This window comes from Corynebacterium sp. TAE3-ERU2, assembly GCF_019209955.1.
GTDB classification, from domain to species: domain Bacteria; phylum Actinomycetota; class Actinomycetes; order Mycobacteriales; family Mycobacteriaceae; genus Corynebacterium; species Corynebacterium megadyptis.
Genome location: NZ_JAHUTL010000004.1, coordinates 247266 through 268933, shown reverse-complemented (window position 1 = coordinate 268933; position 21668 = coordinate 247266). Strand labels below are relative to the sequence as shown.

The 21668-nt window shown below is 63.8% G+C and carries 18 protein-coding genes; 6 read left to right on the top strand and 12 right to left on the bottom strand.

Annotated features, from left to right (window positions below):
- Positions 1-103 precede the first annotated feature (103 nt).
- The 5 genes from KRX12_RS07510 to zomB all read right to left on the bottom strand — a co-directional run bounded on the left by KRX12_RS07510 (position 104) and on the right by zomB (position 6908).
- Positions 104-1132, bottom strand: a complete 1029-nt coding sequence (locus KRX12_RS07510) for an alpha/beta hydrolase family protein (RefSeq protein WP_218366224.1) — start codon at positions 1130-1132, stop codon at positions 104-106.
- A 312-nt stretch (positions 1133-1444) separates the two neighbouring features.
- Positions 1445-2455, bottom strand: coding sequence for a decaprenyl-phosphate phosphoribosyltransferase (locus KRX12_RS07505; protein WP_218364642.1), 1011 nt, complete (start codon positions 2453-2455; stop codon positions 1445-1447).
- Entirely contained in the window at positions 2452-2970 is a 519-nt protein-coding gene (locus tag KRX12_RS07500; RefSeq protein WP_218364644.1) for a phosphatase PAP2 family protein, read from the bottom strand. Before KRX12_RS07500 ends, KRX12_RS07505 begins: the two co-directional genes overlap by 4 nt.
- Positions 2963-4936 carry a glycosyltransferase gene (locus KRX12_RS07495; RefSeq protein WP_218366223.1) on the bottom strand — a complete coding sequence of 658 codons (1974 nt, stop codon included), beginning with the start codon at positions 4934-4936 and terminating at the stop codon, positions 2963-2965. The genes KRX12_RS07500 and KRX12_RS07495 overlap by 8 nt, the downstream gene beginning before the upstream one ends.
- Before the next feature lie 178 nt (positions 4937-5114).
- Positions 5115-6908, bottom strand: coding sequence for a flagellar motor control protein ZomB (gene zomB, locus KRX12_RS07490; protein WP_218366222.1), 1794 nt, complete (start codon positions 6906-6908; stop codon positions 5115-5117).
- A 73-nt stretch (positions 6909-6981) separates the two neighbouring features.
- On the opposite strand from zomB, the gene KRX12_RS07485 reads away from it, so the two are divergent.
- Together KRX12_RS07485 and KRX12_RS07480 are read left to right on the top strand one after the other, a co-directional pair.
- On the top strand, positions 6982-8175 hold the full coding sequence (locus KRX12_RS07485) for a trans-acting enoyl reductase family protein (RefSeq protein ID WP_218366221.1): 1194 nt from the start codon (positions 6982-6984) through the stop codon (positions 8173-8175).
- Positions 8176-8181: 6 nt separating this feature from the next.
- Positions 8182-9042, top strand: a complete 861-nt coding sequence (locus tag KRX12_RS07480; RefSeq protein ID WP_218364652.1) for a mechanosensitive ion channel family protein — start codon at positions 8182-8184, stop codon at positions 9040-9042.
- Here the strand turns inward: KRX12_RS07480 and KRX12_RS07475 are convergent.
- On the bottom strand, positions 9039-10406 hold the full coding sequence (locus KRX12_RS07475; RefSeq protein ID WP_218364654.1) for an MFS transporter: 1368 nt from the start codon (positions 10404-10406) through the stop codon (positions 9039-9041). The two genes, KRX12_RS07480 and KRX12_RS07475, sit on opposite strands and share 4 nt — an antisense overlap.
- 410 nt (positions 10407-10816) lie before the next feature.
- The gene (gene glf / locus KRX12_RS07470) at positions 10817-11962 is read right to left on the bottom strand and encodes a UDP-galactopyranose mutase (RefSeq protein ID WP_218364656.1); all 1146 of its coding nucleotides are present in this window, start codon (positions 11960-11962) and stop codon (positions 10817-10819) included.
- A gap of 228 nt (positions 11963-12190) precedes the next feature.
- Here glf and KRX12_RS07465 point away from each other — a divergent pair, with 228 nt between their 5' ends.
- Entirely contained in the window at positions 12191-14419 is a 2229-nt protein-coding gene (locus tag KRX12_RS07465; protein WP_218366220.1) for an N-acetylmuramoyl-L-alanine amidase, read from the top strand.
- Between the two features lie 170 nt (positions 14420-14589).
- On the opposite strand, the gene KRX12_RS07460 is transcribed toward KRX12_RS07465, so the two are convergent.
- The 3 genes from KRX12_RS07460 to serS form a co-directional block, all read right to left on the bottom strand.
- Complete coding sequence (locus KRX12_RS07460) at positions 14590-15456, bottom strand: HAD family hydrolase (protein WP_255549187.1); 867 nt, start codon at positions 15454-15456, stop codon at positions 14590-14592.
- Entirely contained in the window at positions 15453-16364 is a 912-nt protein-coding gene (locus KRX12_RS07455; RefSeq protein ID WP_218366219.1) for a 1-acyl-sn-glycerol-3-phosphate acyltransferase, read from the bottom strand. The genes KRX12_RS07460 and KRX12_RS07455 overlap by 4 nt, the downstream gene beginning before the upstream one ends.
- Before the next feature lie 63 nt (positions 16365-16427).
- Entirely contained in the window at positions 16428-17687 is a 1260-nt protein-coding gene (serS, locus tag KRX12_RS07450; protein ID WP_218366218.1) for a serine--tRNA ligase, read from the bottom strand.
- Between the two features lie 115 nt (positions 17688-17802).
- Here serS and KRX12_RS07445 point away from each other — a divergent pair, with 115 nt between their 5' ends.
- The 3 genes from KRX12_RS07445 (at position 17803) to KRX12_RS07435 (ending at position 20029) form a co-directional block, all read left to right on the top strand.
- Positions 17803-18546, top strand: a complete 744-nt coding sequence (locus KRX12_RS07445) for a GntR family transcriptional regulator (RefSeq protein ID WP_218364661.1) — start codon at positions 17803-17805, stop codon at positions 18544-18546.
- Positions 18547-18656: 110 nt separating this feature from the next.
- Positions 18657-19670 carry a septum formation family protein gene (locus KRX12_RS07440; protein ID WP_218364662.1) on the top strand — a complete coding sequence of 338 codons (1014 nt, stop codon included), beginning with the start codon at positions 18657-18659 and terminating at the stop codon, positions 19668-19670.
- An 11-nt stretch (positions 19671-19681) separates the two neighbouring features.
- On the top strand, positions 19682-20029 hold the full coding sequence (locus KRX12_RS07435) for a metallopeptidase family protein (protein WP_218364663.1): 348 nt from the start codon (positions 19682-19684) through the stop codon (positions 20027-20029).
- A 30-nt stretch (positions 20030-20059) separates the two neighbouring features.
- Here the strand turns inward: KRX12_RS07435 and KRX12_RS07430 are convergent, their stop codons facing one another.
- Both KRX12_RS07430 and pheA read right to left on the bottom strand, forming a co-directional pair.
- Positions 20060-20740: a histidine phosphatase family protein gene (locus KRX12_RS07430; RefSeq protein ID WP_218366217.1), complete on the bottom strand. Its 681-nt coding sequence runs from the start codon at positions 20738-20740 to the stop codon at positions 20060-20062.
- The gene (gene pheA, locus KRX12_RS07425) at positions 20737-21663 is read right to left on the bottom strand and encodes a prephenate dehydratase (RefSeq protein ID WP_218366216.1); all 927 of its coding nucleotides are present in this window, start codon (positions 21661-21663) and stop codon (positions 20737-20739) included. Before pheA ends, KRX12_RS07430 begins: the two co-directional genes overlap by 4 nt.
- Positions 21664-21668: the final 5 nt, after the last annotated feature.

Sequence of the window (21668 nt, the reverse complement as noted above, 5' to 3'; positions counted from 1 at the left end):
GCCACCAGCAGCGAAAAACCGCACGCCGGGAATATAAAAACCGCCTCCCTGCCGAGCGTGACTCGTGCGGGGAGGCGGGTGCTGTCGCAGTGGCTATGCGGGCTTAGCGGGCGCGCATGCCATCCAAGATCCAGCCCTCGGACTGGTGCAGCTGGAAGTTCCACTGTGCCCAATCGTGGATACCGATGGGCGGGAAGTTCGTGGTGAAGTTCAGGCCGGCCGTGCGGGCCTTAGCTTCCCACATGCGGGTGGAGGCAAGGGCGCTGGCCTCCAGCAGGCCGCCAGCAGCGATCACGTTCGGCGGCAAGTTGCGGGTGATATTCGGGATACCGGAGGCAGCAGAGATGTAGACATTCGCGCCATTGGCGCGCAGCTTATCCATATTCATGAAGGGGTCTTCCGCCACCCGGCGCGGATCCGCCATGGAGGAATACATGTTCATGATGTTATAGCCGCCCACATCAAGCAGGGCGAGGCCAAGGAGAATCTCCATGCCCGGCAGAGTCTGGGTGAGGTAGCCGGAGAAGGACGCGACCTGGCGGAAGCGATCTGGGTGATTGGCGGCCAGGTTCATGGCAGCGGTGCCGCCCATGGACAGGCCGATCACAGCGTTGTTGTGGCGCGCCACACCGAAATGAGTAGCCAGGTAGTCCGGAAGCTCCTTCGAGAGGAAGGTGTCCCACTTGTAGTTCACGTAGTTTCGGGGATCAACGGTGGCATCGCCGTGCCAGTCGGTATAGAAGGAACCAGCGCCGCCCACCGGCATCACGAGGGTGATGTTGTCATTCAGGAACAGGGTCGGTGCGTCAGTCTCAAAGGTCCACGCATTGGCGGTGTCGAGAGCGCGCATGCCATCGAGCATGTACAGGCCTGCATTGCCGCCGCGGCCAGCAGGCTGAATCTGGACCGTAACGTTGCGGCCCATAGCGTGGGAGTAGACATCACACCGCTGAATCGAGTGCTCGGGCTTATCCCACTCGCACTTTCCCGTGGCGTCCGGCCGCAGCCAGTCGCGGTTGCCGGCCTGGGCGTTCGAGCTGGTCGCCACCATGACGCCGAGCGCGGTGCAGAGGGCCAGCAACACAGCGGCGATGGTGCGTCCACTGCGTCGCAGCGAGGCTGCATAATTCATGGTTCTCCTAGAAAAGTCTTAACTCTCTGTCATTCGTACACCCAGCACATCCCGTGACGGCCAGGCGCTCTACGTCCCCGCCCCTGCTGAGGGCATAGGGGTAGCGCGTCCACAGTGTGAATCGATCACCGTGACTCATTTGTTACACAGCTAAACGCTACACCATAAAAAAGGGGAATACCCAAGAAAAAAGTGTCGCCTAAGCTAGGCGACACTCGCGCGCATGGGCGCAGATATCGGGGATATACTGCGCCTCCCTGATATTTTCCCTAATTCACGCTAAGGATAGGACCCTGTCTCGCACCCCACCTATTAGAGGGTTCCTGGAGCTAAGTAGACGGCCAAAACAATGCACAGGATCCACAGCACGGCCAGGGTTTGCAGCGGCCGATCCCGCAGGGCCACCTCATCGGGGGCGCCGCCCTCGCCGCGGTCGATATCCGAGGCATAGCGCATGATCGCCACAGTGAAGGGCACCATAGAGATCTGGTACCACACCGCCCCATCGCCATCGGCGGCCTGCGCCATCTGGAAGCCCCAGAGGGCGTAGAAGATGATCACGGCAGTGGCCGCCATCTGCCAGACGAAACGCAGATAGGTGGGGGTATAGCCCTGGAGGGACTTGCGGATCTTTGCGCCGGTCTCCTGCGCCAGCAGATACTCGGCATAGCGCTTGCCGCCGGCCATGAAGAGCGAACCGAAGGCAGCCACCAGCAGGAACCACTGGGAGAGCGCGATACTGGCGGCCACGCCACCGGCCATGGCGCGCAGCATGAATCCGGAGGAGACCAAGGCAATATCGATCACCGGCTGGTGCTTCCAGCCAAAGCAGTAGCCAAGCTGCAGCACGATGTACACAGACACCACCACGGCGAGGTTCGTCCCCGAGGTCGCCAGCAGCGAGACTCCCACGGCGCCCGCAATGAGCACGAGCGCCATGCCATAGGCCACGCCCACGGGCAGTACCCCGGCGGCGATGGGCCGGAAACGCTTGATGGGGTGTTCGCGGTCGGCCTCTACATCGCGGGCGTCATTGACCAGATAGATCGACGAGGCCGCCATGCAGAACACGGCGAAGGCGATCACGATATCGCGGAAGGTGGTGACGGTGAACGCCTCCACACCGGCAGCCAAGGGGGCGGCCACCACGAGCACGTTTTTCACCCACTGCTTCGGGCGCAAGGCCTTGATCATGCCATCCAGCAGGTTGCGGGGCGGCTGATGCTGGGAGCCCACGTCCAAGCCGCGGGTGTGCGGTTCTGAGCCAATCAGGCCGGTGTCCTGGTCCGCGGGACCAGCATCGTGGGCCTCAGTGCTCGTCATACTATCTCCTTCAGCTTGTCCTCTAGCAGCGTGTCCACCAGCTCTGCACTGAGCCAGCCCAGGGCGGCACCAGCGGCCACATCCGTGGGATAGTGCACCCCCAGAACGAGTCGCGAGGCCATCATGAGCGGCACCCCGACCAGCGGCGCGGGCGAGCCCGTGACATGGGCGGCATAGGCCAGCGCGGCGGTGGTGGAGGTCGAATGCGACGAAGGGAAGCTTAAGCGCGAGGGCGTACCCACGCCAATTAGGATTCGCTCATCATGTGGTCGTCGCCGCCGGACGATGCGTTTAATAATGACGCTCGCGGCATGGGAGCTGAACGCGGCGGCGCTCAGCCCGAGCCATTGGGCGCGGCGGGGCCGATCGACAGCGGCAAGTACCAGCCCCGAGCCCATCCAGCCGGCGGCATGCTCGCCGAAAAAGGACATGCCGCGGGCGAAAGGAAGCACCAAGGGGGCGTCGAAAAGCCGCTGCTGGATGGCCACCAAAATGTCGGCTTCAGCCTTACTCATCAAAAATCTTCCCCCAGGCCTCGCGCGAGGTCAACACCTCGTGGTGCGCCCGGTAGAGGGTGCGCAGCTCCTCGAAGCGCTCGGCCACTTCCTTCTGCAGGCTGCGGGATTCCTCCCATAGCGCCTTCGCCTTGGCGCGATCGCGCTTGCGATACACCACTCCCCTGCCATCGGCGGTGGTCACGGTGGCGCCGTCCACGCGGGACAGCGAGAACCAGCGGGCCTCGAGCGGCGAGAGATTGGCCTGCGGCACCTCGTGGTGGTCGTCGTTTTCCTTGGACAGCGAGTGCTTAATGCCCTTGGCGAGCCACACGGCCTTCTTCAACGGTGCAAGACGACCGCCGATGTCGTGGGTGGGCACGCCCGGAATGCCGGTGGCCTTGGGCAGCTCTGCGGCGGTGGGCAGCACCACAGCATCGGGATAGTCCTTGCGGATCTGCTGGATGCGCGGCAGCGAGGACTCGAGGATATCGAAGAGCCGCTCCGGGCCGGCCAAGAAGTCCTTCATGGCCTCGTTCTGGATGGCCACGGTGGAATACTCCAAGCACATGAGGTGCTTGAGGGTGGCCTTGCGCATGGACTTGATGATGCCGTCCACCGGCCCCTCATGATTCAACGCGGCCACGATCAGGCGATTACGCAGGTGGAAATAGGCCTGCCAGTCGATGGCATCGTCCTTATCGGACCAGGCCATATGCCAGATGGCCACGCCCGGCCACGTGGCGGTGGGATAGCCATGGGCCCCGGCGCGCAGGCCGAACTCGGCGTCGTCCCACTTGATGAACAGCGGCAGCGGCTGCCCGATCTCCTCGGCCACCACGCGCGGGATCATGCACATCCACCAGCCGTTGTAATCCACATCGATGCGGCGGTGCAGGTCGCGGGAGTGGGGGGTGCCGGGCTTATCACCGAAGTCGCCGCGATCGCTCAGCGGGTTCTTGGCGAAATCGTGGTCATAGTGCACAAAGGGAGCGGAGGTCCACATGAAGATGGAGCGGTCGATCACCTCGCCCATGGAGTGCAGGTGGGAGCGTTCCTGCAGGTTGAGCATCTGTCCGCCGACGAGGATCGGGGAGGTGGCGTAGCGGGCCACCTGCAGGGCGCGCAGCACCGAGTCGGGTTCGATGGCGATGTCATCATCCATGTAGAGGATGTAGGGCGACTGCTTCTCGCCAGCCGCGCCCGTGCCATCGGCCCCGCCGAGGGCCTCGTACATGATGCGGGAATAGCCGCCGGAGCCGCCGAGATTGCCCTGGCGGAACTCGAAGAAACGATCGCCAAAGGCGGCGACGGCATCGGCATAGCCGGGCTCATCGGCGGGATGCTTATTCCCCTGATCGGGCATGATGACGGTATCAATCACCGCATCCACATCCGGATCAGAGGCCAGAGCCTCAAGGGCGGCCACGGCATCGGCGGGGCGGTTGAAGGTGGGAATACCCACGGTGACGCGCGGCTCGAAGGGGCCGACGGTGCTGCCATCGGGCATCACCTGCGGTTGCGGGGCGCAGGGGGCGTACCAGCCGGCCTTGGTGATGGTCACCTCGCTATCGCTGGTGACATCGAACCAGAGCCAGCCGCCATCCTCGAAGGGGGCGAGGGAGCATTCGAACTCGATCACGCCGCCCTCGCTGAGACCGCCATCGACGGCGATCCGGGCGCCATCAATCTTGGATCGGTAAACGTCGATACGTGCGTCGCCGTCCATCTCCAGGCGCAGCACCACGGAGTCCAGCTGGGACCAGCGGCGCCAGTAGCTGGCGGGGAAAGCATTGAAATAGGTCTGGAAGGAGACCTCACAGCCCTCGGGAATCGTCACTGCGGTGCGGCTATCCCATCGGGCACGGGCAGGGTTTTGCTCCGACTCGATCAGATAGAGCATCCGCACATCACGGGGCTCGCCGCGCTTCGGCAGCAGCACACGCTGCAGCTGTTCCACTGCGAGGAACTTAGTATCAGCACTCATAAAAAGTTTTTAGGCCTTCCGATTCTTCGGGCACGTTTTATCTGCATCAACGATAGTCGCCGCCCCGCCTATACGCCGCCACACACTCGTGGCGGGGAGAAAAATGTGAGGGGCATCAACCCTCTCTCCTGCGCTTATCGACGCCATCCCGCCGCCACCGCGACGCGACAGGCGAGCCCTAATTCCAGGTGATGGGCTTCCCGCTCGACGGCACATCGCTGTAGGTATGGGGGTCGAACTCCACCGTGAAGATGCCCTTGCCGCTCAACGCATAGCGAATATTGGCCACGAAACGGTGCATGCTCATCGGCTCGCGATAGCTGGCGGCCAGCTCCTGAAACTCAGGGGTGTAGAGGGCGTGGCGGGCGGCCTCGACGGCCTCGCGATCCACTCCTGGTGGCAGGCGGTTGATATCTGTGGAGGATTCGGCCAGCACCCAGGGCAGGGAGAGCAGCTTGTCGTGGCCAATACGCTCGCTCTCCAAGCGGGGGGAGCGGGCCGCCAAGGGGGTGGCGAGCCCCACCGGCTCCAATACGCGCACGTCCAGCGGGGAGTTCATGCTGGTCATGCCGAGATTGATGTAGTTAATCGTGGGCGCGAAACGATCAAAATCCCCCTGCCCCACGGTGCGGGGATACGCCACCCAGTGCCGCTCATCGGTCTCGGGGTTAATGGCCAAACCGAGCACGGCCGCCTGCCCGTGCTCGGCCAGCTGCAATGCTTCGGGAAAGCCCTGCATATTGGGGAAGGTGAGGAAGTTCTCGGCCAGCAGCAGCGGCTCGGTCTGTGGGTCGCGGCCGGTGGTTTGATAGTAGAAGCCGCGCTCATCCACGATGTTCAGATCCGAGTCCTTCTCCGGGATCTCCCAAGGATGGCCGCGATAGGCGACCGTGCCTGACCAGCCGGCGATCAACACCGCCTGTACCGCCAGCGCCAGGGCGATGGGGCTGCGTTCCAGCCGCAGCGGCAGCACCGCCGCGGGCAGCAGGAGGGCGAATAGCGGCAGCAGCAGCATGCGGCCATGCATGAAGTCACCGCCGACCCGCAGCACATAGAGCACATGTACTAAGGCACAGGCCACAAACACCGCGGTGACGAACACCGGCCGGCGCTGGGCGGAACTGCCCAAAGCGGCCGTGCCGGCCATAAGCGAGATGACAGCCAAGGCCACCGGCAGCACATAGGGGTGGCTGAAGTCGCGGAGATAGTTCAGGCCCGAGGCCCATTCCGCCCCGCTGGCGGATTTCGCCACCGCTGTCTGCGGAACCAGCACTCCGTAGTAGCCCATGCGGAAGATCTCATAAGCCAGGGGCACCGGCAGCGCCGCCGCGAGGACGAAGCCGCGGGAGCGCCAACTCTGCGCCCCCACCACGAGCACGATGATCACCACCCCGCCATAGAGCGCCAGTTCGGGGCGCACCAGCCAGCTCATTCCGGCAACAAAACCGACGAGTGGGGCGGCGATATCATCGAAGCCCCAGCGCAGGAATACCCACCACAGCGCGGCGAGATAAAAAATAGACAGCCCCCACTCCAGCCCGGAGGTGGCGAAATCGCGTGCGGGGGGCAGGGCGAAATACACCAGCATGCCCGCAGGCAGCAGGATCACTGTGGCCCCGCGATAAAACCGTGCCGAGGCCAGCACCCCGATCACTGCCGCGCCCGTGGTGAACAGCAACGCCAGCGCCAAGGCCACCATCTCCAGGCGAGCATGGGTGAGCACTCCGCCCACATAAATAAGGTATTGCCACAGCGTGGAGGTATTGGCCTCCACCCGTTCGCCGATATTGAACACTGGGCCGTGGCCGGCCTGAAGATTGCGCACCGTACGCAAGACGATGAGGCCATCGTCACTCATCCAGCGGCGCATCCAGCCGCCCACGAAGGCGAAAACGGCAACAAGCAGGGCGGACGCTGCAGTAGACAGCGCCAGCGGGGTGCGGCGGGGATAGCGGCGCCGGTGTCGGCTCATGACTGCACAGTTTAGCAGCGCCCAGATGCTCCAGCGCCTTAGCTGAGGTGGAGGCTGTTAGTCTATGGACACTATGAGCAGCGCTAACCCATCCCGTGACTACGACATTGTGCTCTTTGGCGCCACGAGCTTTGTGGGCCGAATAATCGCCCGCTATCTGCTGGAGCACGGCGGCGAGCGCCGGCTCTGCTTCGCCGGCCGCTCCGAGCACACCCTCACTGAACTCTATGGCGAGACACAGGTGCCCGTGCGCGTGGCCGATGCCAGCGATGCGGCGGCTATGGCCGAGCTCGCCCGCAGCGCCCGGGTGATCATCACCACCGTCGGCCCCTATGCCCGCTATGGCCGGGCGCTGGTGCGCGCCTGCGCCGAGGCCGGCACCCACTATGTGGATCTCTCCGGCGAGGCCGAATTCGTCCAAGATAGTGTCCGCGAGCTCGACGATCTCGCCGCGGCACGCGGGGCGAAAATCATCCACTCCTGTGGTTTCGACTCTGTGCCCTCCGATCTGGCCTGCTGGCTGCTCGCTGAGCACTGTGGCGGGCAGCTCGGCACGGTGCAGATGGTGGTTTCCGATCTGGTCGGCGGGGTCTCGGGCGGGACCATCGCCTCCATGCTCAACTCGCTGCGCACCGGGCGCCCCGCGGCCCGCCACCCCTATGCATTAAATAATGAGCTCTATGGTCCGGCGCCCAGCGAGGAGGCGTCGTCACGCCCCCGTTTGGGACGCGGGGAGAGTCTCGCGCCGTTCTTTATGGCCGGCTATAACGTGCGCCTGGTGCGGCGTTCGGCCTGGCTGCTCGGCTATGGCGAGTCCTTCCGCTATAGCGAGGTGCATGATCTCGGCTCACGGCCGCGGGCGCTCGCCTTCACCGCTGTGCTGGGCGCGATCAGCTATCTCGCGCAACGGGACTGGGGGCAGCGAGTGCTGCAGCGGCTATTCCCCGCCCCGGGAGAAGGCCCCAGCGAGCAGCAGCGCGCCACAGGGCGTTTCACGGTGACCACCACCGAGCTGGCCAGCGGCCACAGTGTGCGCATCCACCACGACCGCGACCCCGGATATGACAGCACCGCGCTGATGATCAGCGAGATTGCGCTGTCGCTTCTCGACGCGGACTCCCCTGCCACCGCCGGCGTGCTCACCCCAGCCACCGGCGGCGGTGCGGCCGCGCTGCGCCGTCTCCGGGCAGCCGGAATGGAGATCCGCACCTGCCCGGCGGGTACCGCTGACCACACTGATTCTTCTGCCGACGAGAGAAAGAAATAAACAGAGATGCTGGCGACTATTCTGGCGCAGCAGTCCAGCGCCGCCGAGGGCGGAGTCACCGCCGATCAAGTTCAACAAGCGGTGCGCATGCTCACATGGGAGAAGGTGGGCATTGGCGCCCTGATTTTCCTCGTCGGCTGCATGCTCGCCTGGGTGGTGCTCAAGCTGACGAAGCCGCTGCTCGTCACCGTGGGGCGCGCCCCGGTCTCGGCGCGGGCCTTCGCGCAGATCGCAGCGTGGGCGGTCATCATTATCGCCTTTGGCGTGGCCATTACCTACACCTTCCCCTCGATTAAGCCGGTCAATATCATTGGCGGCTTGGGCGTGGTGTCCATCGCCGCCGGTATTGCCTTCCAAACCGTGCTGGGCAACATGTTTGCTGGGCTGGTGATTCTCATGCGGGAAAAACCGGTGGTGGGCGATCAGATCGCCATCGAGGATATTTCCGGCACCGTGACAGACATTAACCTCTCCACCACCACGGTGCGCACCTTTAATGGCCGCCAAGTGCTCATTCCCAATGGCACGGTGCACACCTCGATGATGACGGTGCAGACCCATAACGAGTGGGTGCGGACCTCCTTCGACGTGGAGATCCGCAATCCCAAAGACTATGAGCGGGCCCGGGTGATCGCCATAGAGGCGCTCAACGCCGAGCCCGCTGTGCTCAATGAGCCGGAGCCGGTGGCCGTGCTCCGCGATGTGGTGGGAGGACTGGCCACCATGGAGATCCGCTTCTGGTCCGGATCCCGGCAGATGGAGACCGTCACGTCCATGGACGCGGCGATCGTGGCGGTGATCAAGGCCCTCGCGGCGCAGGGCGTCGCGATTGGCCCGACCACCGTGGTGGAGATGGAGGAGAACTAGGAGTTCTTCACCTTTTCCGCGTGGGCCTGCATGAGCCGCCGCTCATCGCGGCCCACCAGTGCGAATAGCAGCACGGTGATCACGCCGAAGATAATGAAGATAGTAAAGGCCATATCCCAGCCGTAGTTCTTCACCACGACGCCCACGCCGGTAGAGGCGAGCGTCGCACCCAGCAGGTAGCCGAAGAGGCCGGTGAAGCCTGCGGCGGTGCCGGCGACATTGTGCGGGGAGAGGTCAATGGCCTGCAGCCCGATGAGCATCACGGGGCCGTAGATGAGGCCACCGATCATGCCCACGAGCAGGATGAGCAGCCACATCGGGGTGCCCACGGGAAGCAGCCAGTAGAAGAGGATGCACACCACCACACCGACGCTGAAGAGCATGCCGGCGCCGGAACGCCAACCGCGGAACACCTTGTCGGAGACCACGCCGCAGAGGATGGTGCCAACAATGCCCGCGAGCTCGAAGGTGGCGAAGCCCACCAGGCCGCTGCCGATCTCTGCGTTGTGCTTATCGTGCAAGAACACGGTGATCCAGTTGAGCACGCCATAGCGCAGGGCGTAGACGAAGACATTGGCGATGGCCAGCATCACGATGGTGCGGTTGGTGAGCACGTGCTTCAACACTCGATCCAGAGTGCTGGTGTCATCGTCCTCGTCGACATCCACCTTGGCGGGGTCGTGGCGGTATTCCTCGATCGGCGGCAAGCCTTCGGCCTCGGGCCGGTCACGCACCAAGAGGAAGCCGATGGCGGCCACCACGAGGGCGACCACGGCCGGTACCCAGAAGGCGACCTCCCAGGTATCGGGGAACATCCACAGGCCGAGGGCGATGAGGGCGGGCAGGGCCGCGCCGCCCACATTGTGGGCGGTATTCCACAGCGAGGTTTTAAAACCGCGCTCATTCGTGGAGAACCAGTAGACGAGGACGCGACCGCAGGGCGGCCAGCCCATGCCCTGCACCCAGCCGTTGATGAACATGACGGTGGCAAACACCGTGACCGAGGCGGACACCCACGGCACGAAAGCGATGAAGAGGTTCACAATCGCCGAGAGCGCCAGGCCCAGCGGCATGAAGTAGCGGGCATTGGAGCGGTCAGAGACCATAGCCGAGAAGAATTTCGACAGCCCATAGGCGAACAGCACGGCATTGGCGATCACGCCGACGCCGACCACATCGATGTGGCCTTCTTTCACCAGCAGCGGTGCCACCGCCGAGATGTTGTTGCGCACCAAATAGAAACCGGCGTAGCCGATGAAGATACCCATGAACACCTGCAGACGCAGGCGCGGGTAGAGGCGGTCGATTTCTTCAGAACTCTTTCGGGGTGCCGCCGGCGGGGCAGCGAGCCATGACATACCCATGATCTCTTCCGAGCTCCTTTTCTCTTAACAATCTGAATAGGGCCAGTGTTCTGCGGGCTCCACATTCCTCCTTCGGGCGCGGCGCGCAGGCAACACTAATTCTCAGATTAACGCCGCCTAAGAAGAACACTCTGAGCACCATTTGCTCCGCCTACGTAAGAGTTAGTTAAGCGAGAGGATCAGTGCAGCTCAACCCCACCCCCTTCCCCCATACCACCCCTCGCCTTGTGATGATTGTCTCCACCCGAATCTGTGCCATAGACGCTCGGAACCACCCGAGCGGGGGTAGCTAGGGCAATAGTGATACCTCTTTAGACATAAAGAAAACAGGGCCGAGGCGGCTTAACCGGTCTCGACCCTGTGTTCGGGGGTGACGCCTGCGCGAGATGGCGTCGATAAGCGAAAGAAGGCTAGAGGATATCGCGCAGCTTGTTATCGAACATGCTCAGCGCGGAGGCAATAGCCATGTGCATATCCAGGTATTGATAGGTGCCCAGGCGGCCGCCGAAGAACACTTGATTGCGCTCCTCCTCGTCCTTGGCGAGGGCACGGTAGCGGCCGAGAATATCGCGATCCTCCGGGGTGTTGATCGGGTAGTACACCTCATCATCGCCCTCGGCGAAGCGGGAATACTCCTTCATGATCACGGTCTTGTCATTCGGATAGCTATCGCGCTCCGGGTGGAAGTGGCGGAACTCGTGGATGCGGGTATAGGGCACGTCCGCATCGTTGTAGTTCATCACCGAGGTGCCCTGGAAATCGCCCACCGGCAGCACCTCGAGCTCGAAATCAAGGGTGCGCCAACCGAGACGCCCCTCGGAGTAGTCGAAGTAGCGATCCATGGGGCCGGTATAGACCACGGGCACGCCGCTATAGCGCTCGCGCACCTCGAACCAGTCGGTATTCAGCTGCACCTCAATGAGCTCATGCTCGGCCATCTTCTCCAGCCACGCGGCATAGCCGTCTACCGGCAGGCCCTCGTAGGTGTCATTGAAGTAGCGGTTATCGAAGGTGTAGCGCACCGGCAGGCGGGTGATATTCGATGCCGGCAACTCCTTCGGGTCGGTCTGCCATTGCTTGGCGGTGTAATCCCGAATAAACGCCTCATAGAGGGGGCGTCCGACCAGCGAAATCGCCTTTTCTTCGAGATTCTGGGCGTCATCGGTGTCCACCTCGGCGGCCTGCTCCTCGATAAGAGCCTTGGCCTCCTCGGGGCTGTAGTACTTGCCGAAGAACTGCGCGATCAGCCCCAGTCCCATCGGGAACTGATAGGCCTGGCCATCATGCATCGCGAACACACGGTGCTGGTAGCCCGTGAAGGAGGTGAACTGGTTCACATACTCCCAGACCCGCTTATTGGAGGTGTGGAAGAGGTGCGCGCCATAGCGGTGCACCTCAATGCCGGTCTCCGGCTCCTTCTCGGAATAGGCGTTGCCACCGAGATGCCCACGCTTTTCGACGATCAATACCCGCTTACCCAGTTGCGAGGCAGCACGCTCCGCAACCGTGAGCCCAAAGAGGCCTGAGCCCACAACAATGAGGTCATAGTCAGTCATATCTCCGAAGCTTAACCAAGTGGCCCCAGCAAAGGGTGATGGCGGGGCCGCGGCGCAGAAGAAGAACCGGAGGGCACAATGCCCAGCCTATGTGGACATGTCAGCCACCAGATCAGCCCCACGCCCTGCACGCTGACCACATTCGTATCAATTTTCCCAGCTTTATACTAAGATTTACAAAGGTTAATTTACGTTTCTCCAGCAACAACCCTCAGGGGGCAATCCATAGTGCAGCAACGACGACGGTTCCTCGGCCGAACGGGGCGGCCGCTCACTGCCATCGTGGCGGCGGCAAGCGTGATCCTCGGCTCCGTAGTAGCCATGAACTCCGAGACCATCCGGCCCACCGACTCCGTCGCGGCCGACCCGATTAGCGTCAGCGAATCCTCCATCTCCTTCGACAGCGGCGACAACGTGGTGGTTACTGACCCCGCAGTAGACAGCCAAGGCGAGGGCGAGGGTGAACGCACCGTCAAACAATTCACCCGCGACGAAGAATTCTCCATGTTCGCGCTCACCTGGGACGGCACCAAGGACTTTGTGGCCCACTTCCGCGCCAAGGACGACGCCGGCAACTGGGGCCCCTGGTATGAGGCCGAGCCCCTCAACGAGAGCAGCGGCGGCGAAAAAGACGGCACCGAGCTGATCTACCTCGCCCCCACCCACTCCGTGCAGGTCTCCGTGACCAACGTGGACCTGATCTCCGGTGGGCCCACGAATCTCGATGCCGTGTTCATCGACGGCAACGCCTCCACCGACCCGCGTGCCGGCATCGAGCTGGCCACCGATTCCGATGGCATGCCCAGCATGATCTCCCGTGCCGGCTGGGGCGCGGACGAGTCCAAGCGCTGCATGAGCCCCACCTACGATGACCACGTTTCCGGGATCACCGTGCACCACACCGCCGGCAGCAATAACTACACCGCTGCCCAGGCGGCCGCCCAGGTGCGCGGCATCTATCACTACCACGCCGCCACCCTCGGCTGGTGCGATATCGGATACAACGCACTGGTAGACAAGTTCGGCAATATCTACGAAGGCCGCGCTGGCGGCCTCAACAAGGCCGTGCAAGGGGCGCACGCCGGTGGCTTCAACCAGAACACCTGGGGCATCTCCATGATCGGCAACTACTCCACCCAGAACCCCACCACCGCCACCATCGAGTCCATGGGTAAGACTATCGGCTGGCGCACCGCCGTCGAGGGCCTCGATCCCACCGGCTCCAGCATCCACTACTCCGAGGGCAGCCACTACACCAAGTACCCCGCCGGTACCGCGGTGAAGCTGCCGAATATTTTCGCGCACCGCGACGTGGGCAATACCACCTGCCCCGGCGACGCCGGCTACGCGCAGATGCTGAAGATCCGCACCATCGCCAAGAAGACCTACGATGCCATCAACGCTGGCGCGGTGGGCACAAGCAGCGATACCGAGACCTCCACCGCGGAGACCACCACGTCGACGGCGGCTGCTGAGACCACCACGGAGACCACCACGGAATCCACGAGCGAGAGCAGCACTGCCGAGAGCAGCACTGCCGAGACCAGCACCACGGAAACCACCTCGGAAACCACCACAGAGCCCGCTGCGGAGACCACGAGCGAGAAGGAGCCCACCCCGGCGACCTCGAGCACGACGCCTGCCGCAACGACAACCACGTCTTCTGCAAGCACTACACCGAGCACTGCGGAGAACACCTCCGAGACCGCGGCGGAAACCACCACGGAGACCACCAGCGAGAAGGAGCCCACCCCGGCGACCTCCACCACCACGCCTGCGGAGAAGGAGCCCACTCCGGAACCGGAGGAGGACACTACGAAGGAACCCACCCCGGATTCTGAGGTGGATCTCACCGGCGAGGCCGATCAAGAGGCATCCGCGCTCTTCTCCCGCGCCCTCGGCGCCATCATCGATCATGTCCAAGGCCGCAGTGTCGATGTCTCCGAGATCCTCGATATCGTCGGCTCCATCTTGGCCCTCGTGCTCAATTCCGAGAACGCTCCGGGCATGCAGAATGGTGCGCTGGATGAGGTGGGTAATATCCCGATGATCGATGATTTGAGCATCGCCGATCTGCCGGTGTTTGTGCCGAAGAAGATCACCACCACTGGAGATAGCGTCGAAGCGCAGAAATACAACGAGATTGATAACCGCTTCGGTCCCGTATTGGGCAGCCCGCGCGGTGGCGTGCACTACGCATCGCCCTCGGAGGCCGTGGGCGAGCTGCGCTATGTGCCCTTCACCGATGGTGTGATCATCTCCTCCCCCGAGGGCGGCACGCACGCGCTGTGGGGCGAGATCGCGGATGCGTGGGCCTCGACCGGACTCGACGCCGGCATCCTGGGTCTGCCGACCAGCGATCAATACGCCACCGAGGACGGCTACCGAGTGGACTTCATCGGCGGCCACATCAGCTATAACCCCACGGATGGCAGCCTCGAGATCATCGCCCGCTAGGCGCCCAGATCACCGCGAAGCGCTGGCCTCAGCCAGTACTCTGACCGCCCCCTCCGCACCGTCGGATGGGGCGGTTTCTGCGCTGTAGTCTGGCGCCACAGCCTCGCGCCGACCGACGCAGCACAGCCCCCACCTGCCGGTATTGGCGGTGGGGGCTACGCGGTGGCGCGTTAGGATTCGGGGAAGAGCGGCTCTAGCACGTCGGCGATCGCGCCTTCGTTGTTATCGCCAATGGTCTCATCGGCGGCGTCGCGCACAGCCTGGGCGGCGTTGCCCATGGCATAGGAGCGACCCGACCAGCGGAGCATCTCGCAGTCATTAGGCATATCGCCAAAGCTCATCACGTCGGCGGCGTCGACGCCGTAGTAGTTGGCCACCTGCGCCAATCCGACCGCCTTGTTCACGTCTGGGGCGCACACTTCCACCAATCCGCCGGACATGGAAAAGGTCACATGCGCCATCTCTGCGGGAATGCGGTCACGCAGCAGGTCGGCGATCTTCTCGGAGCTAAGATGCTCGCTGCGCACCAGCAGCTTCACCGCGGAGCTGCCGAAGAGCTCCTTATGCTCCTCCACCCCGTACTCCTGCGACTCCCAGGCGTGGGAATAATCCGGTGCCACCGCAAAGAGCTCATGGGTGGGGTCGAAGGCGGAGCGCCCGGCGCGTTCGACGGCGAAATGTACCCCGCCCAGCGGTTCCAGCACCTCGGTGGCGATGCGGGCGACTGTCCGCTGAGTCTCCGGTTTTAGCGTGGCGCTATGAATGATCCTGTCTTGGGCGGAGTCATAGACAATGGCGCCATTGGCGCATACGCACAGCGGATTAATTCCTAGCTGCTCGAGGATGGGGAAGATCCAGCGCGGCGGCCGGCCGGTGGCGAGCACCACCTTCGTTCCTTCGTGCACGGCCTGCTGAAGCACACTCACCACGCGGGGTGGGATGCGCTCGGCGTCGTCGATGAGGGTACCGTCCACGTCGGTGGCGATGAGCAGCGGTCGCGCAAACATGCCATCCGTGGGCGAAGGTGACGAGGTCATCGTTTTTTCTCTTTCATTTTCTTAGCGGCTTTCGCCTGTGCCTGCTCGGCCTTGCGAGCTTGTTTCGCTTGTCGACGCTCTTTCTCCGCCTGATCCAATAGGTCAGCCCGCTCCTGGGTTGGTGCAGAGCCCCCGATGCTCGCGGGCAGCCACGGCTCATCGCCGGCGAAGGGGCCAAACTCCTCGGCATAGTCGCGGCGCACCTCGGCCAGCATCTCGCTCATGCGATCGCGCAGCCGAGCGGTGACCTCCTCGGGGTTGCCCTCAGTGGAAATCGGCTCGCCGACGCGCACCCACAGCGGCAGGTGCTTGCGGCCGAGATTCTTCGGCAAATCCTTGGTCCAGAAGCGCTGGGAACCCCATACGACCAGCGGGATCAGGGGCACCTCGGAACGCTGCGCGATGCGGGCCGCCCCCGTTTTGAACTCCTTGAGATCGAAGGAGCGAGAGATCGTGCCCTCTGGGAAAATGCCCACCAAGTGGCCGTCGCTGCAGTGCTGTACTGCGGCCTCGAAGGCGTCGTGGCCGGCCTCGCGGTCCACGGGCACGTGCTTCATCGCGCGCATCACCCAGCCCACCGGGAAGGGGGCGGAGAAAATCTCCTTTTTGGTCATAAACCGCACCAGCCGCCGGCCCCGCAGGTAGGCGGGGACGCCGGCAAAGATGAAGTCCATGTAGCCGGTGTGATTCACCGCGATCACCGCTGCGCCATCGGCGGGAATATTCTCGGTGCCCTCCACCACGGCGCGGATCCCCTGGAATTTCATCACCAGCCGTGCCACGGCGATACCGATGCGATACACCGGCTCCTTCAGCTCAGCGTGGTGTGATGCGCTGATGACCGGCTCGGAAGTGGGCACGAGGAATCCAGAGGTCTTCCGGAAACGCTGGTTGTTTTTTCTCCACATTGACGGTGTCCTCTTATGGGGTCCTGATCGGCCTAGGGGGCAGCCGAGAGTTGGCGGTCGGGGCTAGCTTTGGGGCTCCAGCACATCCACGCCCACATAGGGGCGCAGCTGCTCCGGCACCACCACGGAGCCGTCCTTGCGCTGGTGATTCTCCAACAGGGCCGCCAGCCAGCGGGTGGTGGCGAGGGTGCCATTGAGGGTGGCGCACACCTGGGCGCGGCCCTGCTCATCACGGTAGCGGGTCTGCAGGCGACGGGCTTGGAAGGTGGTGCAGTTGGAGGTGGAGGTGAGCTCGCGGTAGGTATTTTGGGTGGGAATCCAGGCCTCGGTGTCGAACTTGCGGGCCGCGGACTGACCCAAATCGCCGCCGGCAATATCGATGACGCGATAGGGCACCTCGATGGCGGAGAGCATATCGCGCTCCATATTCAGCAGGTTCTGGTGCTCCTGCTCCGCATCCTCGGGCTTGGCGTAGACGAACATCTCCAGCTTGTTGAACTGGTGGACGCGGATAATTCCGCGGGTGTCCTTGCCATAGGAGCCAGCTTCACGACGGAAACAGCTGGACCAGCCCGCGTATTTCTTGGGCCCATCGCTGAGGTCGATGATCTCGTCCTTGTGGTAGCCAGCCAAGGCCACCTCCGAGGTGCCCACGAGATAAAGGTCATCGGCGGGGAGATAGTAGATTTCATCGGAGTGCTCGCCGAGGAAGCCAGTACCGGCCATCACGTCGGGGCGCACCAGCACCGGCGGCACCATGAGCTTAAAGCCGTGCTCCATCGCCTTCTTGGCGGCAAGGTTCATCAGGCCGAGCTCCAGCAGGGCGCCGTAGCCGGTGAGGTAATAGAAGCGGGCGCCCGAAACCTTCACGCCGCGCTCCATATCGAGCAGGCCGAGGCTCTCGCCGAGCTCGGCGTGATCCTTGGGCTCGAAATCCAGCTCGGGCGGGGTACCCACATAGTCCACCTCGACGAAGTCCTCTTCGCCGCCGGCGGGGGCGCCCTCCACCACGTTGGAGAGCTTCATCTGTAGTTCGTGCACCTCAGATTCGGCGGCCTTTTGCTCCGCATCGGCTGCCTTAACCTTGGCCTTGAGCTCATTAGATCCCTCGAGCAGGGCTGGGCGGGCCTCGGGGGCGGCTTGGCCAATCTTCTTCGCGAAGGCCTTCTGCTCACTGCGCAGAGCATCCGCGTCGACAATGGCGGAACGGCGGCGCTCATCGGCCGCGAGGAGGGCGTCGACAAGCGCAGGATCGTCCCCGCGGTTCAGCTGGGACTGGCGAACGACATCTGGGTTTTCACGCAAGAACTTTAGATCAATCACATTCATCAGCCTACCGCGCAGCGGGCCAAAAATGGGACTGTCTCCACCCCAGCGCGTGGCAGAGGATACATCCATTGGCCCGCTCCGGTTATCACCAGTTCGCTAGTATGGAGGTATGTCCCCGTCCCCGTCTTTTCCCGCGCGCCCGCTTGCCGACACCGGCAAGCCCAAGCATGCCCAGCTGCGGGAAGTTCTCGAGGACATCTGCACCCACGAGCTCAAGCCCGGAGATATGCTGCCCGGCGAGCGCATCCTTGAAGATACCTTCGGTGTTTCTCGCATCACCGTGCGCCGCGCAATTGGTGACCTCGTGGCTAGCGGCAAGCTCAAACGCGCTCGGGGCAAAGGCACCTTCGTGGCCCCCAATCCGCTGATCAATCGCCTGCATTTGGCGTCCTTCTCCTCCGAAATGGAAGCCCAGCAGCTCACCGCTAGCTCGAAAATCCTGGCCTCCGCCTGGGCGCCCGCCCCGCCGGAGGTGGCGAAGTTCTTCGGCACCGACCCCAGCACCCCGCACACCCACCTGGTGCGGCTGCGGCTGGGCAATGGCGAGCCTTATGCCATCGACGATGGCTGGTATAACTCCCGCTACGCCCCCACGCTGCTGGAAACCGACGTATATAAGTCGGTCTACGCCATCCTGGATCGCGACTATGGGGTGGCCATCACCGATGCGGAACAAACAGCCACCGCCATCAACGCCAGCCCCGATGATGCCGAGCTGCTGGGGCTTCGCCCCCTCGACGCGCTCCTGGCCGTCACGCGAGTCTCCAGCTCGAACGATAAGCCCGTGGAGTGGTGCCGCTCGCTCTACCACCCGGATCGTTTTAGCCTCAAGACCCACGTGCAGCGGGCCTAGCGCTCCACTACGCCTAGGCGCCCAGCGCGAGCGGGTCACGCTGCGGCTGCTGCTGTGCACGGGGCTTTATGCCACGCCACTTACAGCCGGAGAAAAGGGAAGCCGCTAGCATGGGGGACGTGAATTCGACGACTACACCCACCTGGCGCAGCGCCACCGCGCTGCGGATCTGCGCAATCGCCGCCCTCGCCGGCGGTGTGGCGATTGGCAGCTTCGACATGGTCAGAGAATCCCAAACACCCGCGGAAACCCCAGACGCCTCCCCCACGACCTCCACGGTTAAAGAGGTGGCGCCGTTTACCACCGCCGACGCCGGCTCCTGCGTGACATGGTCCTTTACCTCCGCAGGTGAGGTCGCTGACTTCGAACAAACCGACTGCGCTAGCCCGCACCGCTTCGAGGTCACCGCCCGCGAAGACCTGGCCGCCTACCCCTCCTCCGAGTTCGGCCCCGACGCCCCCGCCCCGGACCTCACCCGGCAGGCGCAGCTGCGCGAGGAGCTCTGCCAGCAGCCCACCATCAGCTATCTCAACGGCACCTATGATCCGCGCGGCCGTTATTCCATCGCGCCGGTGCTTCCCCCGCCCAGCGCCTGGGAGGCCGGCGATCGCACCATGCTGTGTGGTCTGCAATCCACCGACCCCAATGGCGTGCCGCTGGAGACCACCGGCAAGGTGGCCGATCAGGACCAAGCCCGCGTCTATGAGGCCGGCACCTGCGTGAGCATCGACGCCGCCAATGTGCCCCACACCGTCAGCTGCGATACCGACCACGTTCTCGAGGTCACTCGCGTGGTGAACCTCACCGAGTTCTTCCCGGACTCCGTACCCACCGAGGAGCAGCAAAATCAAGAACTCAACCGCGTCTGCACCCAGGCCGCGGAGGATTTCTTGGGCAGCGAGGAGAACCTCTACCAGTCCACGCTGCAGCCTTTCTGGACCACGCTCTCCGCCGATGCATGGCAGGGCGGTTCGAAGTCTGTGAATTGCTCGCTGATCAAGGCCCGCGAGGATGGTGGCTTCTCCACGTTGAAGGGCACCGCCACCGGCCCCTTCACCATCGATGGCGCGGCCCCGCCGCCGCAGCCGGAGCGCAATCCGCTGCGCGAGGACCTCCCCCGTTAAGGACGCGCACCATGGTTGCCATCAGCGATGAACGCTTCGAAGAACTCGTAGACGAAGGCCTGGACCTCGTCCCCGAGAAGCTCTTGAACCACCTCACCAACGTGGTGATCCAGATCGAGGACCGCCATCCCCGATCCCCCGGCGTCCTCGGGCTCTACGAAGGCGTGGCCCTGACCGAGCGCACCAATGAATTCAGCGGCTTTTTGCCGGACACCATCACCATCTACCGCGAATCCCTCAAGGATTATTGCGCGAGCGAAAGTGAGCTCGTCGAACAGGTGCGGATCACCGTGATACACGAGATCGCGCACTATTTCGGCATTGACGACGCTCGGCTGCACGAGCTCGGCTGGGGCTAAAACCCACCCGAGCTACCAGGGCTCAGTGTTTTAGGCCCCGCCGAGCTCCCCCACCGGAGTATCTGACCAGTGGGTCAGGGTCCAACTACCGAAAAGCTGCCCGCGCGGTTCCAGCACAATCAGCCCGCAATTCTCGAGGCGGTGATCCCGCGCGAACTCCGGCTCCAGCCCACAGGCATGGCTGGCAACCGTGCGGCTGATAGCGCCGTGATTGACCAGCACCGCATCGCGGCCAGCATCCACGTGCTCGTTGAGCATCTCGGCCAGCACCGGCAGGTAGCGGCTGAGGATCGCGCGCAGCGACTCCCCTCCCGGCAGCGCCGCTTGCTCGCCGCAGAGGCGACGGTAGAAATAGTCGAGGTAGAGCGCGGCATCCTCGGGATCCGTACTGCCCTCGAGGTCGCCGGCACTGATCTCGTGGACTCCTTCGCGCACCAGCACTCGACCCAGCTCGCGGCCGCTGCTGTCGCGGAAGCGTTCGGCGGCGCGCATCGCGGTTTGCTGGGCGCGGATCGCCAGCCCGCAATAGATCTGCCCGAGGTGCTCGCCGCTGAACTCGACGAGCTTCTCCCCCAGCGCATAGGCCTGCTGCTGGCCCTGCTCGGTGAGCTCGGCTCCCGGCGGGAAGGTATCGAGCACACGGTTTTTATTGGCGTAGGTCTCGCCGTGGCGAGCCAAAATAATACGACCCTGGCGGGAGGTGGCACTCATCGCTGACCTTCTTTCATTCGGGCCACCCACGCGGTGGCGGCATCACGTTCAGGGGTGTTGCTGGGTTGCTCCGGCGGGGCGGAATTATGTGGCCACGAGCCGAGATAGTGCAAGGACTCGCAGCGCATGTGTAATGCCCGCAGCGCTTCGGCCACGATGGCGTCGTCGATATGCCCCACCAGGTCGGCGTGGAAGCGGTAGGTGCCCAGCCCAGTGCGGGTGGGGCGGGACTCGATGCGGGTGAGGTCCACGCCGCGAAGCGAGAACTCCGTCAGCGCCCCCACCAGACTGCCGGGCACATTCGGCAGGGTGAACACCACGGAGGTGCGATCATTTCCCGTCCGCGGAGTCGGTATGCCTGCCGGGCCCACCACCACGAACTGGGTGCGCGCCCCCGGCACATCGGCCACATCGCTGGCCACCACCTGCAAGCCCCACAGCTCGGCGGCGGCTTCCGGGGCGGCTGCATAATCGGCCTCGCCGCGGGCCACGGCTTCCGCCGCGGCGGCATTGGAGGAGGCGGGAATGAATTCAACCTCGCCCAGCAGGCGCTGCGCCGAGTGTTTCACCTGCTGCCACGCCACGGGGTGGGTGCTCAATCGCGGCGGGGTGGTCGTAGGCGCGGCGTCGCCCCGCATGAATGCGAAGGAGATATCGAGGGCGAACTCGTGATAAATCTGTACCCCCTCGGCGGCGGCGAGGGCATCGAAGGTGGGGGTGACGGCCCCATCCACCGAGTTTTCGATGGCCACGCAGGCATAGTCAGCCCGGTCTTGGACGACCGCGTCGAGGGCCTCGGCCGGCGAGGACACCGGCAGCCCCGTCACATCGTCTGCGTCAAAGCAGCCGCGCTTGGCGAATGCCTGCATCGCCATCTCCGTGAACGTGCCGCGCGGACCGAGAAAAGCCACCCTAGTACTCATGATCT